11 protein-coding genes are annotated in these 13,734 nt (G+C 71.1%); 9 read left to right on the forward strand and 2 right to left on the reverse strand.

Annotation, left to right across the window (positions count from 1 at the left end; genetic code table 11):
• Positions 1 to 135 precede the first annotated feature (135 nt).
• Both EKE94_RS02450 and EKE94_RS02455 read left to right on the forward strand, forming a co-directional pair.
• Positions 136 to 1,236: a rhamnan synthesis F family protein gene (locus tag EKE94_RS02450; RefSeq protein WP_127905006.1), complete on the forward strand. Its 1,101-nt coding sequence runs from the start codon at positions 136 to 138 to the stop codon at positions 1,234 to 1,236.
• Between the two features lie 49 nt (positions 1,237 to 1,285).
• The gene (locus EKE94_RS02455) at positions 1,286 to 1,612 is read left to right on the forward strand and encodes a tryptophan synthase subunit beta (RefSeq protein ID WP_127905007.1); all 327 of its coding nucleotides are present in this window, start codon (positions 1,286 to 1,288) and stop codon (positions 1,610 to 1,612) included.
• Between the two features lie 58 nt (positions 1,613 to 1,670).
• Here the strand turns inward: EKE94_RS02455 and mnmH are convergent, their stop codons facing one another.
• Complete coding sequence (gene mnmH, locus EKE94_RS02460; protein ID WP_127905008.1) at positions 1,671 to 2,729, reverse strand: tRNA 2-selenouridine(34) synthase MnmH; 1,059 nt, start codon at positions 2,727 to 2,729, stop codon at positions 1,671 to 1,673.
• 311 nt (positions 2,730 to 3,040) lie between these two features.
• Here mnmH and EKE94_RS02465 point away from each other — a divergent pair, with 311 nt between their 5' ends.
• From EKE94_RS02465 to selD, 7 genes are all read left to right on the forward strand, one after another.
• Positions 3,041 to 3,961, forward strand: coding sequence for a DMT family transporter (locus EKE94_RS02465; protein WP_235855866.1), 921 nt, complete (start codon positions 3,041 to 3,043; stop codon positions 3,959 to 3,961).
• Positions 3,939 to 4,886 (forward strand): lysophospholipid acyltransferase family protein, encoded by a 948-nt coding sequence (locus EKE94_RS02470; RefSeq protein WP_127905009.1) that lies wholly within the window; start codon positions 3,939 to 3,941, stop codon positions 4,884 to 4,886. Before EKE94_RS02465 ends, EKE94_RS02470 begins: the two co-directional genes overlap by 23 nt.
• A gap of 139 nt (positions 4,887 to 5,025) precedes the next feature.
• Positions 5,026 to 5,679 carry an ABC transporter ATP-binding protein gene (locus EKE94_RS02475; protein WP_127905010.1) on the forward strand — a complete coding sequence of 218 codons (654 nt, stop codon included), beginning with the start codon at positions 5,026 to 5,028 and terminating at the stop codon, positions 5,677 to 5,679.
• Positions 5,676 to 8,243, forward strand: coding sequence for an ABC transporter permease (locus EKE94_RS02480; RefSeq protein WP_127905011.1), 2,568 nt, complete (start codon positions 5,676 to 5,678; stop codon positions 8,241 to 8,243). The genes EKE94_RS02475 and EKE94_RS02480 overlap by 4 nt, the downstream gene beginning before the upstream one ends.
• Positions 8,227 to 9,288 (forward strand): lipocalin-like domain-containing protein, encoded by a 1,062-nt coding sequence (locus EKE94_RS02485; protein WP_407940858.1) that lies wholly within the window; start codon positions 8,227 to 8,229, stop codon positions 9,286 to 9,288. The genes EKE94_RS02480 and EKE94_RS02485 overlap by 17 nt, the downstream gene beginning before the upstream one ends.
• On the forward strand, positions 9,281 to 9,826 hold the full coding sequence (locus tag EKE94_RS02490) for a PNPOx family protein (protein ID WP_127905012.1): 546 nt from the start codon (positions 9,281 to 9,283) through the stop codon (positions 9,824 to 9,826). The genes EKE94_RS02485 and EKE94_RS02490 overlap by 8 nt, the downstream gene beginning before the upstream one ends.
• Positions 9,827 to 9,830: 4 nt before the next feature.
• On the forward strand, positions 9,831 to 12,026 hold the full coding sequence (selD, locus tag EKE94_RS02495; protein ID WP_127905013.1) for a selenide, water dikinase SelD: 2,196 nt from the start codon (positions 9,831 to 9,833) through the stop codon (positions 12,024 to 12,026).
• Positions 12,027 to 12,121: 95 nt separating this feature from the next.
• Here the strand turns inward: selD and purF are convergent, their stop codons facing one another.
• The gene (gene purF / locus EKE94_RS02500) at positions 12,122 to 13,675 is read right to left on the reverse strand and encodes an amidophosphoribosyltransferase (RefSeq protein ID WP_235855868.1); all 1,554 of its coding nucleotides are present in this window, start codon (positions 13,673 to 13,675) and stop codon (positions 12,122 to 12,124) included.
• Positions 13,676 to 13,734: the final 59 nt, after the last annotated feature.

Genomic DNA, 13,734 nt, shown 5'->3' on the forward strand with positions numbered 1-13,734 from the left:
CATCGGGGCGGCCCTTTTTCGTTCCGGGTGGCGCAGTCCGGGCGGGGCGGCTCGGACGGACTGGGGCCGCTTTGGTATCAAGAGGCCGCCGCGACCGCGCTTGTGGTCCGGCGGGCTTTGCGGCAGGGCATGTGCATGAGACGACCCGAAGCTTGGAAGATACGCCGCGAAATCGCGCGGCTGGGACCGAAGGCGGCCGGACTGGCCGAACGACTGTTCGCCGGCCGTCGCCTGGCGCGCTACGACGCGGCGCGTCCCGGCAACCTTGTGCAGACAGACGGTGCCGTCGCGCTGGGGCCGGATCAGGGGCCGGGCCCGAAGATCGCGCTGCTGCTGATCTACCAGCCCGCGGGGCTGGCGCCCTCGGTCCTGCAGACCTGCCGCCATCTGGCCGCGCAGGGCTACGCCCCCCTGGTCATCTCGAACGGGTCGCTGAAGGACGCCGATCGTGCCGCGTTGGGCCCCGCCGCGTGGCGCATCGTCGAGCGGCAGAATTTCGGCTATGATTTCGGTGGTTACCGCGATGGCATCTGGTTGCTCGATCACCTTGGGATCGCGCCGTCGCGCCTGATCCTGATGAACGACAGCGTCTGGTTCCCGGTTTTCCCCGGTGCCGACCTGATCCGACGGATGGAGGCGGCGGACGCCGATTTCGTCGGAGTCGTGGAGCTACCGCGCAAGCGTCGGCGCGCCGTGTTCTACCCCTCGTACTTCCTGCTTCTGAATACGGGCGCGCTGCGCCACGCGGCGTTTGCCCGATACTGGACGGCCTACCGACAAAGCTCGAACAAGGCCGTGACGGTGAAACGCGGAGAAAAGGGGCTGCCGCACGCGCTCTTCCGCGCAGGTCTGCGTGGCCACGGCATGATCGGCCAGGCGGATTACGAGACCGCGCTCGCCCGCCTGTCGGACGAAGAGGTCGGCATCCAGTTCGACCACGCCCATATCCCCGACCCTGATCTCGCGCGCCGGCACGCCGATCTGGCGGCGCAGCCCCGCGACGGGGCTTGGATCGATGCGGCGCGCGATTTGCTGCGCGCGGCCGGGCGGCGCAAGCCCTACCTGTCGACCCTGCCGCTTTTGGGGCTGACACATCTGGGATATCCGATGGTCAAGAAACACCGTCTGTTCGGACGCAGCGAAAAACGGCGCATCATCGTGGCCGCGGCGGATTCCGGCCTGCTTCCCGGGATCGACCCGACTATGCTGGCCGAGATGCGGGAGTCGGACGCTTGAATTGCGCCACAGCCCGCCCATCTGCAAGGGTGAGGCCATCGGAACCATCATGAAAATCACCCCGCCAGATCGCGAAGAGCGTCGGCTGCGTCGCCAGTTCACGGTGATGCAGCGTGCGGTGCCGCCCAGCCGGCACCTTGTGCGCCCGCTTCTGGCGCCGAACCGCTGGCCCGTCCGGGTGCCGATCGCTTTGACGCTGATCGTGGGCGGGCTTCTGTCGTTCCTGCCGATCCTCGGGCTTTGGATGTTGCCGCTGGGGCTGATGCTGTTGGCGCTCGACGCTCCCTTCCTGCGGCCCGTGATCGCCCGCAACGCCATCCGCCTGCGCCACTGGATCAAGCGCAAGCGCCGCAACTGGCGTCGTTCGCACAGCTGACCGGGCCCGGCGCGGCCCTGACGCGTCCCCACCGGTTCCGCGGCCCAAGGCGGGTCCCCTATATCCGGGGCAGAGCCTCGGCAATCCGGTCCGCCAGACGTCCGATGTCGTCGGGGTGCAGGTCCGGCGTCTCGAGGATCTGGGTCTTGCCCGTTTCGCCGCCGCCCTGCCGCTGGCGCCCGTAGCGGGGATCGTAGTGATGCACGATCAATTCCTCGGCCAGCATCGCGAAATCTTTGACCGCGATCAGGCCCTGCCAGCGGGCGACACGCTCGGCCCCCTGCAGGGGCTTCAGCGCCTCGATCAGCAAGGCCAGGCGATCGGGGCGGGCGATCAGGTCGGCATAGGCGTCCAGCAGGTAGCGCACGCGGGCCGGCACGGGGGCGGCAATCGCCAGGCGCGGCGCGGGGCGCATCGCGTGCCACAGCGCCGGCGGCACGATCAGCCCACCGATCTTCGACGATTCCGCTTCGATCACCACGGGGCGCGCGGGGTCGAGGCGCGCGACCTCGGCCGCAAGCTGCGATTCGAAGCCTTTCTGCGAGGGCTGCGCCTCCGCCCCCCATCCGCCCAGGATCGACCCGCGGTGCCGGGCGAGACCTTCGAGGTCGATCACCTGCACACCCCGGTCACGCAGCGCGGCCAGCACGTCGGTCTTTGCCGTGCCGGTATTGCCGTCCAGCAGGACCACCCGCGACGCCAGCGGCGTGTCGTAAAGCAGGGTCTTCACCGCGCGGCGATAGCTGCGATAGCCGCCGTCGACCAGTTCGACCCGCCAGCCGATCTGCGACAGGATCGACGCGAAGGACCCCGATCTCTGCCCGCCGCGCCAGCAATAGACCAGCGGCCGCCAGCCGCCGGACTTGTCGGCCAGCGGCCCCTCGATATGGGCCGCGGCGTTGCGGGCAACGAGGGCGGCGCCGATCTTGCGCGCCTTGAATGGAGCCTCCTGCGTGTAGATAGTCCCGACGCGTGCACGCTCGGCGTCCGACAGGACCGGCAGGCTGATCGCGCCGGGGATCCTGTCCTCGGCGTATTCCGACGGTGCGCGCACGTCGATGATCGTGTCGTAGTCCGGCGTCAGGAATTCGGAGAGGGATGAGAAGGTGCGGGCCATTCTCGCTGTCTACCCCCGGCAGGCCGCGGGGGGAAGCGGGGCATTGAGCCGGGGGGACCGATCTGAGAAGACTGGTACGGCTGGCAGCGCCGTCGCTCTGTCCGCCGCTTGCGTGACTGGTCCGGCCCGCCGGATACCGCGCGCGCCACCCGTCCGATACCGCGGCCGACCCGGCGCGCGACTGCCCGAACGCCCTACCGCCCGACCGAAGGAGCCCCGCCCATGCCCGTGTCACCAGCCCCACACCGCCTGACGGTGTCCGCGCCATCGCCGATGCGCCCTGTCTGGCGCATCCGCGCAGGGGGCGGCCGGTGAGCGCCCTCGACAGGCTCGGGCCCGAGGCGCGCGGCATCTTCTTCATGATCTGCGCGATGATCTCGATGAGCACGATGGACGCGACGGCCAAGCTTTTGTCGTCGCAGGTCGACACGGTGATGGTGCTCTGGGCGCGGTACCTGGGGCAGACGCTTTTCGTGCTGGTGCTCGTCGGGCCGCGGCTGCGGCAGGTGGTGCGCACCCGCTATCCGAAACTGCAGTTCCTGCGGTCGGTCTTCGTGGTTTCGGCGACCACCTTCTTCTTTTTCGGGATCCGGTCGCTGGGGCTGGCCGAATCCACCGCGATCGTCGACCTGAACCCGGTTCTGGTGACGCTGGGCGCGGCACTTTTCCTGGGCGAGGGGATTGGGCTGCGCCGCCTCCTGGGGGTGCTGGCCGCGCTGGTCGGTGCGCTCATCGTGATCCGCCCTGGGTCCGAGGTGTTCCAACCCGCCTCGATCCTGCCGCTCTGCGCCGCGTTCTCCTTCGCGGGCTATGCGCTGGTCACCCGCTTCGTGGGGCTGGACGAGGATGTCTGGACGTCGCTTTTCTATTCGGCGCTGTTCGGGACGTTGATCCTGACGGTGGCGGTGCCCTTCTTCTGGACGCCACCCGGGTTTGCGGCGGCCTGCGGCATGGTGCTGATCGGCGGGATCGGGCTGACCGGCCAGATGTTCCTGATCCGCGCCTACTCGGCCGCCGAAGCCGGGCTGATCGCACCGTTCTCCTACGTGCAGGTGCTGGCAGCGGCGTTCTGGGGCGTCGTGCTGTTCGGCGATTTCCCGGATGCGGCGACCTGGGTGGGCATGGTTGTGATCGTGGGGTCCGGGATCTATATCTGGCACCGCGAAACCCGGGCGGCGCGCGATCTCGTCGCCCAGAAGGCACGGGCGGATGCCGAAGCAACGCAATTCTAGGACCGATTACCTGACCGACCTGGTGGCGCGCGGGCTTCTGCGCGCGGTCATGCTGCTGCCCTACGGCGCGCGGGTGCGCACCATGGGCTGGTTGGCCGCGCATGTCCTGGCCCCCGCGGCGGGCTGGCGTAAACGCATCCGTGCGAACCTGTCCCATGTCCTGCCGGATCTGCCGCGGGACGAGGTGCGGCGCCTGACCCGCGCCGTGCCCGACAACGTGGGCCGCACGCTGATCGAGGTCTATTCAGGCCCCGAGCTGGCCGCCCGCGCCCGCGTCACACCGCTGAGCGGCCCGGGGCTGCCCGCGCTCGATGCTGCACTGGCCGCGGGGCGGCCGGTGCTTGTTGTTACCGCCCATACCGGAAACTTCGCCGCCTTGCGTCCTGCGCTTGAAACGCGGGGGCTGAAGATCGCCGCGCTTTATCGGCCGATGGAGATTGCGCAGTTCAACCGGCACTACCGCGACGCGCTTGCGGGGATGGGCGAGCCGCTGTTTCCGACCACCCGCAAGGGGCTTGCCGGGTTCCTCAAGCACCTGAGGTCGGGCGGCGCGGGGTTCGTCCTGACGGATATCCACGCGGCGGGCGGGGCGCGTCTCGATTTCTTCGGCAAGCCCGCGCCGTCACCCCTGTCGGCGGCAAAATGGGCGCTGCAATACGATGCGCTGATGCTGCCGGTGTTCTCGCGTCGGTTGCCGGACGGTCTGTCCTTCGAAATGCGGGTCGATGCGCCGATCGCACCCGCCACACCCGAAGAGATGACCGCCGAGGTCAATCGCCGTCTTGAGGCCTTTGTGCGGCAGGACCTGGCACAGTGGTTCTGGATCCATCGCCGCTGGAAGCCCGAGCGCCACGCCCGCCCCGACTCCGCAGCTGGCCCCGCAACCGCCCCCGCAGCTCGCCGCGCAGGCCGCGACGACGTCTGAGCGCCTGTGCGCGCGACCGGCGGGCAACCGGTGTCCTTCCTCCGTGCGCGGCATTGCCACCCCTGCGGCACCGCGGCCCCTTTCCGGCGGCGGGCGGGGTGCTAGGGTCCTCGTCACGCCCCTGATCCGCGGAGCCGCCATGCTGGTCGTCGACGACATCCGAAAGTCCTTTCCCGGCGCCGAGGCTCCGGTGGACGTGCTGCGCGGGGTCAGCCTGAGGCTTGACCGGGGCGAGACGCTGGCGCTGGTCGGGGAAAGCGGATCGGGGAAAAGCACGCTGCTACACCTCGTCGCCGGGCTCGACCGGGTGGACGCGGGGCGGATCGCGATCGACGGCGCCGATCTTGCGCAGATGGGCGACGCGGGGCGTGCGCGGCTGCGCCGTTCGGCCGTGGGGCTGGTCTTTCAGCAGTTCAACCTTATCCCGTCGCTCAAGGTGGCCGACAACATCGCCTTTCAGGCGCGGCTGGCCGGGCGGCACGACACCGCCTGGACCGCCGAGTTGACCGAGCGGCTGGGCCTCACCGCCCACACTGCGAAATACCCCGAGGAGCTTTCCGGCGGGCAACAGCAACGGGTGGCGATCGGGCGCACGCTGGCGGCGCGTCCTGCGCTGGTGCTGGCGGACGAGCCGACCGGCAACCTCGATTCCGATACCGGCGCGCGGGTGCTGGCGCTGATGCTCGACCTCGTGGCCGAGACGGAGGCGGGGCTCTTGATGGTCACGCACTCCGAGCGCGTCGCTTCGGCCATGGGGCGGCGTGTCACGCTCGAGGCGGGGCAGGCGATATGAACCGCGCCGCCCTGATGGCGCTGGTGTCGCACTGGCGGCGCCGGCCGCTACAGCTGCTGACGCTGGTTCTGGGGCTGGCCACGGCGACGGCGCTCTGGTCCGGCGTGCAGGCGATCAATGCCGAGGCGCGCGACAGCTACGATGCCGCGGCGCAGACCGTCGCCGGAGCCGGCGCGGCGCGGCTGGTCGCCCGTGGCGGGCAGGGCATCACCCGCGAGGATTTCGCCGTCCTGCGCCGCGCGGGCTGGCCGGTGACCCCGGTGATCGAGGGCAGGATCGACACCCCCGCGGGGCCAATGCGGGTAACCGGGATCGATCCCTTCACGCTTGGCCCGGGAATGCTGGGCGGTGCGGAGAGCTCCGAGGCGACCGAGATCGCCTATGATCCAGCGTTCCTGACCCCTCCGGGCCTGATCCTCGCCGCGCCCGAGACGGCGCGTGCGCTGGAGGGCGGGACCGGCGAGGGCACGGCCTCCTCGGACGCCACCCCCGACAAGGTGCTGCGGGAAGCAGAGGGCCCTGAGCGCGCGGAGCTGCCGCCGGTGCGCGCGGTCGCGGGGCTGGCGCCGGGCACGCTGGTCGTCGACCTTTCGGTCGCCGCCCGGCTTTTGGGAAACGCCGCGCCCACCGCTCTGATCCTGACGGGGCCGGTTCCTGACTTGGAAGACCACGCTGACGACGACCGGGGCGCGATCGGTGGCCCGATCGGGGGGCGTAACGGGGAGCCGGTCGGCGGGCCTGGCGGGGACACATTAGCGGATCTGGCGCCCGGTCTGCGGCTGCAGACGCCGCAGGGGAACGCGGACATCTCGCGCCTGACCGACAGCTTTCACCTCAACCTCACGGCCTTCGGGCTGCTGGCGTTTGCCGTGGGGCTGTTCATCGTGCGTGGCGCGGTTGGCTTGGCGTTCGAGCAGCGACGCGGGGTGTTTCGCACCTTGCGCGCGCTGGGTCTGCCGTTGCGCCGCCTTTTGGTCCTGCTGCTGGCCGAGCTTCTGATCCTCGCGGTCTTCGCGGGACTTCTGGGCGTGGCGCTGGGCTGGCTTCTGGCCTCGGCGCTGCTGCCAGACGTGGCCGCCACGCTGCGCGGGCTTTACGGGGCCGAGGTGGCGGGCACGCTGACCCTGTCGCCCGCGTGGTGGCTGTCGGGCCTCGGGGTGGCGGTGGCAGGCACGCTCTTGGCGGCGGGCGCCTCGCTCTGGCAGGTGGCGCGGCTGCCGGTTCTGGCACCCGCCCAGCCGCGCGCCTGGGCGATGGCCGGCGTGCGGGGGGCGTGGCTGCAGGCGGCGGGGGCCCTGGCGCTTCTCGTCCTGGCGCTGGGCCTTGGCCTCTGGGGGCGCGGACTGGTCGCGGGGTTCGCGATGCTGGGGGCGCTGATGCTGGGGGCGGCGCTGTGCCTGCCGCTGATCCTCCGCGGTGCGCTGCGGCTGGGCGCGCGAGGGGCCCGGGGGCCCGTGGCGCAGTGGTTCTGGGCGGACACGGGCCAGCAGGTGCCGGGGCTCAGCCTCGCGCTCATGGCATTGCTTCTGGCTCTGGCGGCCAATATCGGCGTGGGCACGATGGTGGCGAGTTTCCGGCTGACCTTCACCGGATGGCTCGACCAGCGGCTGGCGGCCGAACTCTACGTGTCGTCCACCGATCCTGCCGAGGCCGGGGCAATGCGCGACTGGCTCGCTCCGCGCACGCGGGCGATCCTGCCCATCGTCAGCACCGGGGTGACGCTGGGCGGCCGCCCGGGCGAGCTTTACGGGGTGGCCGATGATGCCACCTATCGCGACAACTGGCCGATCCTGACGGGCTTGTCCGACCTCTGGGACCAGGTGGCCGCGGGGCAGGGGGTGGTCATCAACGAACAGCTTTCGCGTGCGCAGGAGCTGGCCCCCGGCGATACCCTGCCTGTGGCGGGAGAGGACTGGCAGGTCGCGGGCGTCTACAGCGACTATGGCAACCCCTTGCCGCAGGTGCTGATGGGGATGGACGCATTCGCCACACGCTACCCCGATATCACGCCCGCGCGGTTCGGCCTGCGCCTGCCGCCGGGGGATGCACCAGCCCTCGCCGACGCGCTGCGGGACCGCTACGGGTCGGGGGTCGAGATCGTCGACCAGCGTGCGCTGAAGGCCGAGTCGCTGCGGATCTTCGAGCGGACCTTTACCGTGACGGGCGCGCTCAACGTGCTTACCCTGTCGGTTGCGGGCTTCGCGATCCTGACGTCGCTGCTGACGCTCGCGGGCATGCGCCTGCCGCAGCTGGCCCCTGTCTGGGCGCTGGGTCTGACCCGGCGGCGGCTTGCGATGCTGGAGCTTGGGCGCGCGGTGATGCTGGCGGCGCTGACCGCGCTGGCCGCGTTGCCGCTGGGCCTTGCCTTGGCCTATGTCCTGCTGGCCGTTATCAATGTCGAGGCGTTCGGATGGCGCCTGCCGATGCACCTCTTCCCGCTCGACTGGCTGCGCCTTTTCGCGCTGGCCTGCCTGGCCGGCGCGGTGGCGAGCCTCTGGCCCGCGCGGCGGATCGCCACCCTGCCGCCCGGAGAGCTGCTGAAGGTGTTTGCCAGTGAGCGTTGACCGCCGCCTTGTCCTGACGGGCCTGCTGACGCTTCCGGTCACGGCGCGGGCGCAGGGTTTTGCCGGGCTCGGCACCGGGGCGAGGGGGTACGCCATGCCGCGCCCCGGGCCCTTCGACTTTCCCGCCGACCACGGGCCACACCCCGAGTTCCGGATCGAGTGGTGGTACGTCACCGCCAACCTGCGCGACGCCGCGGGGCGCGACTGCGGCGTGCAATGGACGCTCTTCCGCTCGGCCCTCGCGCCGCCGGGGGCGGGGCCCGAGGGGCCGTGGGCCGCGCAGCAGGCCTGGATGGGCCACGCCGCGGTGACGACGCCCGAGGTCCATCTTTCTGCCGAGAGGCTGGCGCGTGGCGGCACCGGGCAGGCGGGCGCGTCGGTTCAGCCCTTCGGCGCCTGGATCGACGACTGGCGGCTGACCGGGCCCACGCCCGATCGGGTCGAGATGGTGGCGCGCGGCGACGCGTTCTCTTACGCCCTGACGCTTGCCGCCGACGGCCCGGTGGTGCCGCAGGGCGAGGGCGGCTATTCGGTGAAGTCCGCCGCCGGGCAGGCCAGTCGCTATTACTCGCAGCCCTTCTACCGGGCCGAGGGGCAGCTGCGTCTGGGCGACGCGGCGGTGCAGCAGGTATCGGGCACCGCGTGGCTGGACAGGGAGTGGTCGTCGCAACCCCTGGCCGAGGATCAGTCGGGCTGGGACTGGTTTTCGCTGAACTTCGACAGCGGCGAGAAGTTGATGGCCTTCCGCCTGCGCGGGGAGGGGGCGCCCTTTGTCTCGGCCACGTGGATCGCGGCCGACGGTACGCCCACCCCCTATGGCGGCACGGCCCTGCGGATCGCCCCGCTACGCGAGGCGGCGGTGGCCGGACGGCAGGTGCCGGTTGCATGGTCGCTGGCCCTGCCGGAAAAGGGGGTCGACATCCGGGTCGAGGCGGTGAACGACGCGGCCTGGATGACGACGGCCGTAGCCTACTGGGAAGGCCCGATGCGGATTAGCGGCAGCCATGGCGGCCGGGGCTATCTGGAGATGACGGGATATGACTGATCTTGCCGGCCACTTCGCGACCGCGTGGCGGATGCTGGACGAAGGCGCGGCAGACCCGCATGCCCCCGCGCATCTGCTGACGCTCGCCACCAATGGCGCCGGGTTCCCTGAGGCACGGATGGTCGCGCTGCGCGGCGCCGACCGCGCGGCCGGGGTGATCGAGATCGAAACCGACGCGGCCACGGCCAAGGTCGCCCAGCTGCTGGCAGATCCGCGCGCCACCGCGCTGGCGTGGGATCCGGCCCGGTCGGTGCAGCTCCGCCTGCGGCTGCGGGTAACGGTCGTGACCGGTCCCGACCTTCACGCGCGGTGGGAGGCGATGCCCGCGCACCGGCGGCTGAACTATGGCGGCGCGCCGCCGCCCGGCACGCCGCTGCCGGAGCCCGAGGCCTACGCGAAACACCCTGAGCGGGCGCGTCTGGCGCTGCTGCGCGGGCAGGTTGAAGAGCTCGAGCTGCTGGACCTGTCGGGGGAGATGCACCTGCGGGCGCTCTGGCGCGCCGAAGACGGCTTTGCCGGCGGCTGGATCGCCCCCTAGCCCCATGCGCGAGGATTTTCCGAAGACCCGCGATCTGGTGCTGGTGGGCGGCGGCCACGCCCACGCCCTGCTGCTCAGGCGCTGGGGCATGGACCCGCTGCCCGGCGCCCGTCTGACGCTGATCGACCCCGCGCCCGTGACCTCCTACACCGGCATGCTGCCGGGCTTCGTGGCGGGGCACTACAGCCGCGCAACGCTTGAAATCGACCTCGTCCGGCTGGCCCGCCACGCCGGCGCCCGCCTGATCCTGGGGCGGGCGGACGCGCTCGAAGCCGGGCGCGTGCATGTCGCGGGACGTGGGTGGGTGGCTTTCGACGTGGCCTCGCTCGATATCGGGATCCACGGAGAGATGACCGGGATCCCGGGTTTTGCCGAACATGGCCACGCAGCCAAGCCGCTCGACCGTTTCGCTGCCGCCTGGGCGGCGCATCGCGATGCGCTGGGCGCGCGTCCCGGGCTGGCCGCGGCGGGGGCCGCGGTGATCGGCGGCGGGGTCGCGGGGGTCGAGCTTGCCCTGGCCATCGCCCATGGCGGCGAACGGGCGGCGGGCCGGCCGCTTCCCGTCACGCTGATCGATCGTGACCGCGCCCTGACGGGCGCCAGTCCCGGCGCCGCGCGCGCCCTCCGGGCCCGGCTGGCGGCGGCCGGGATCACGGTGATCGAGGGCACGCTCGTGGCCGGTATCTCGGGCGACGAGGTGACGCTCGGTGACAACCGCCGTGTCGCCTCGGCCTTCACCGTCGCGGCGGCGGGGGCCCGGCCGCATGCGTGGCTCGAGCGGACGGGGCTGGCGTTGCACGAGGGGTTCGTCGCCGTCGACGCGCAGCTGCGCAGCCTGTCCGACCCGCAGATATTCGCGGCGGGCGACTGTGCACATCTGACCCACGCACCGCGACCCAAGGCGGGGGTCTACGCGGTGCGCGCCGCGCCGGTGCTGTTTCACAACCTGCGCGCCGCGCTGGGGGCGGGCAGACCCCGGCGGTTCCGGCCTCAGGCGCGCTACCTCAAGCTCGTGTCAACCGGCGGGCGCGGGGCGGTGGCCGATCGTGGCGGCTGGGGGACCGGCATCGCCGCACCGTTGCTCTGGCGCTGGAAGGACCGGATCGACCGCCACTTCATGGAGCGACTTTCCGACCTCAGCCCGATGCCGCGTCCGCGCGTGCCCGCCCGCGCCGCCCAGGGGTTGGCCGAGGCGGTGGGCGACCGTGCGCCCTGCGGCGGCTGCGGCGCGAAGGTCGGGCAGATGACGCTGGCCTCGGCGCTCGGCTCCGGCGGCGTGACGCGCGCGGATGTCGAGCTGGGCGTCGGCGACGATGCCGCCGTGCTGCGCATGGGAGACACGCGGCAGGTGCTGACCACGGATCATCTGCGCGCTGTGACCGACGATCCTTATGTCATGTCCCGCCTCGCCGCGCTGCACGCGATGGGCGACGTCTGGGCGATGGGGGCCGCGCCGCAGGCCGTGCTGCCCGTGCTGACGCTTCCCGCCCTCTCGCCGCGCCTTCAGGCCCGAACGCTGACCGAGATCATGGCTGCGGCACACGAGGTCTTCGATGCCGAGGGCGCCCAGATCGTCGGCGGGCACACCGCGACCGGGACAGAGCTGTCCATAGGCTTCACCGTAACCGGGCTGCTTGACCGGCCCGCCATCGGACTCGCCGGAGCGCGGCCGGGCGATGCGCTGATCCTGACCAAGCCGCTGGGCTCGGGCACGATCCTGGCCGCCGAGATGGCGCTGCAGGCCCGCGGGCCCGACGTGGCTGCCGCCTGGGCCGAAATGCAGCGCGGGCAGGGGGCGGCGGCCGACATCCTGGGACAGGCGCATGCGATGACCGACGTGACCGGGTTCGGGCTGGCCGGGCACCTGACGGGGATGCTGCGGGCCTCGGGCGTGGCGGCGCGGATCGACCTAGGGGCGGTGCCCCTGATGCCGGGCGCGGCCGAGCTCGCGGCGCGCGGTGTCCGGTCCACCCTCTACTCGGCGAACCGGGCCTCGCTGCCCGAACTCGTCATGCCCTACACGCTGCCCGATACGCCTGCGGCGCACCTGCTCTTCGATCCGCAGACGGCCGGCGGGCTCTTGGCGGCGGTGGCGCCTGAAACGGCCGACGACCTTCTGTCCCGCCTGGGTGCGACCGGGTATCCCGCCGCCCGCATCGGCGTGATCGTCGCCGGCACGCCGGAGCTGACCTTTGGTTGAGCGATCATGGCCGGCGGGGCGGCCACTCGCTGGTGGATGCATCAGCCGTGGTCCGGCATGCGGTCCGGGGGCCAAGACGGCGCCCGGGACCCATCCTATTCGGCGGCGGTCTTCAGCTGGAAACCGCCTTCGATCCGGTCCGAGGGCGCGACGGGGTAGTCGCCCGAGAAGCAGGCGTCGCAGTATTGCGGCCGCGCCGGATCGCGCCCGCCAGCTTCGCCGACCGCGCGATAAAGCCCGTCGAGAGAGATGAAGCGGAGGGAATCGACGCCCAGGTGTTCGCGCATTTCCTCTTCGCTCATGTGGCTGGCCAGCAGCTTCTCCCGCTCGGGCGTGTCGACGCCGTAAAAGCACGGCCACGAGGTCGGCGGCGAGGCGATGCGGAAATGCACCTCGGCGGCGCCGGCATCGAAGATCATCTCCTTGATCTTCCGGCTGGTCGTGCCGCGCACGACACTGTCATCGACAAGGATCACCCGCTTGCCGCGGATCAGAGCGCGGTTGACGTTCAGCTTCAGCCGCACGCCCATGTTGCGGATCTGCTCCGTCGGCTCGATGAAGGTCCGGCCCATGTACTGGTTGCGGATGATCCCCATCGCGTAGGGAATGCCGGATTCCTGGCTGAAACCGATGGCCGCGGGCGTGCCGCTGTCGGGCACCGGGCAGACGATATCTGCGTCGACCGGCGCCTCGCGCGCAAGCTCGACGCCGATCTGGCGGCGCGTCTCGTAGACCGACCGCCCGCCGAGGATCGAATCGGGACGCGAGAAATATACATGTTCGAAGATGCAGAACCGCGACTGCGTGGGGGCGAAGGGGCGGTGGCTGGTGACCTCGCCATGTTCGATCACCACCATCTCGCCCGGCTCGACCTCGCGCACGAACTCGGCGCCGATGATGTCGAGCGCGCAGGTTTCAGAGCTGAGCGCCCATGCCCCGTCGCCCAGCTGGCCCAGGACCAGCGGGCGTACGCCCAGCGGGTCGCGCACGCCGATCAGCTTGGTCCGGGTCATCGCGACGACGGAAAAGGCGCCCTCGACCCGTCGCAGGGCGTCCATCATCCGGTCCGGCACCTTGCGCTGCAGCGAGCGGGCCATGAGGTGGATGATGCACTCGCTGTCCGACGCCGACTGGAAGATCGAGCCGCGTTCGATCAGTTCGCGCCGCAGGGCGTCGGCGTTGGTGATGTTGCCGTTATGGGCGATGGCCGCGCCGCCGAGGCTGAATTCCCCGAAGAAGGGCTGGACGTCGCGCAGCTGGGTCTGCCCCTTGGAGCCGGAGGTCGAGTACCGCACGTGGCCGATCGACAACTCGCCCGGCAGCGTCTCCATCAGCGATGCCTTGGTGAAGTTGTCGCGGACGTAGCCGAAGCGGCGGGCCGAGTTGAAGCCCTGTTCGGGGTCGTGGCTGACGATGCCGCCGGCCTCTTGCCCGCGGTGCTGCAGGGCATGCAGGCCAAGGGCGACGAAGTTCGCGGCCTCGGCCACCCCGATGACGCCGAAGACGCCGCATTCCTCGTGCAGCGTATCGTCGTCGAACGGGTGGGCCGGGAGATGCGCATCGGCTGACCGAAGGTCGGCCGCCTTGCGATCCAGGGGAGCGCGGGAGCGGTGGCAGGTGGACATGGCTTGGAAGGTCTCCGAATCCATCGGGGCCGGTCGCGGCTTCCTTAACGGCCCGGGCCGGCGTTGTCACGAAACGATCACGT

Origin of the sequence: Mesobaculum littorinae (assembly GCF_004011175.1) — a bacterium.
Taxonomy (GTDB): Bacteria; Pseudomonadota; Alphaproteobacteria; order Rhodobacterales; family Rhodobacteraceae; genus Tranquillimonas; species Tranquillimonas littorinae.

Excerpts from the sequence above, each read along its gene's own strand:
- EKE94_RS02470 (WP_127905009.1), top strand. The coding sequence starts at position 3,939 with ATGCCGAAGCAACGCAATTCTAGGACCGATTACCTGACCGACCTGGTG.
- EKE94_RS02480 (WP_127905011.1), top strand. The coding sequence starts at position 5,676 with ATGAACCGCGCCGCCCTGATGGCGCTGGTGTCGCACTGGCGGCGCCGG.
- selD (WP_127905013.1), top strand. The coding sequence starts at position 9,831 with ATGCGCGAGGATTTTCCGAAGACCCGCGATCTGGTGCTGGTGGGCGGC.
- mnmH (WP_127905008.1), bottom strand. The coding sequence starts at position 2,729 with ATGGCCCGCACCTTCTCATCCCTCTCCGAATTCCTGACGCCGGACTAC.
- EKE94_RS02455 (WP_127905007.1), top strand. The coding sequence starts at position 1,286 with ATGAAAATCACCCCGCCAGATCGCGAAGAGCGTCGGCTGCGTCGCCAG.
- EKE94_RS02450 (WP_127905006.1), top strand. The coding sequence starts at position 136 with ATGAGACGACCCGAAGCTTGGAAGATACGCCGCGAAATCGCGCGGCTG.
- EKE94_RS02490 (WP_127905012.1), top strand. The coding sequence starts at position 9,281 with ATGACTGATCTTGCCGGCCACTTCGCGACCGCGTGGCGGATGCTGGAC.
- EKE94_RS02475 (WP_127905010.1), top strand. The coding sequence starts at position 5,026 with ATGCTGGTCGTCGACGACATCCGAAAGTCCTTTCCCGGCGCCGAGGCT.
- purF (WP_235855868.1), bottom strand. The coding sequence starts at position 13,675 with ATGGATTCGGAGACCTTCCAAGCCATGTCCACCTGCCACCGCTCCCGC.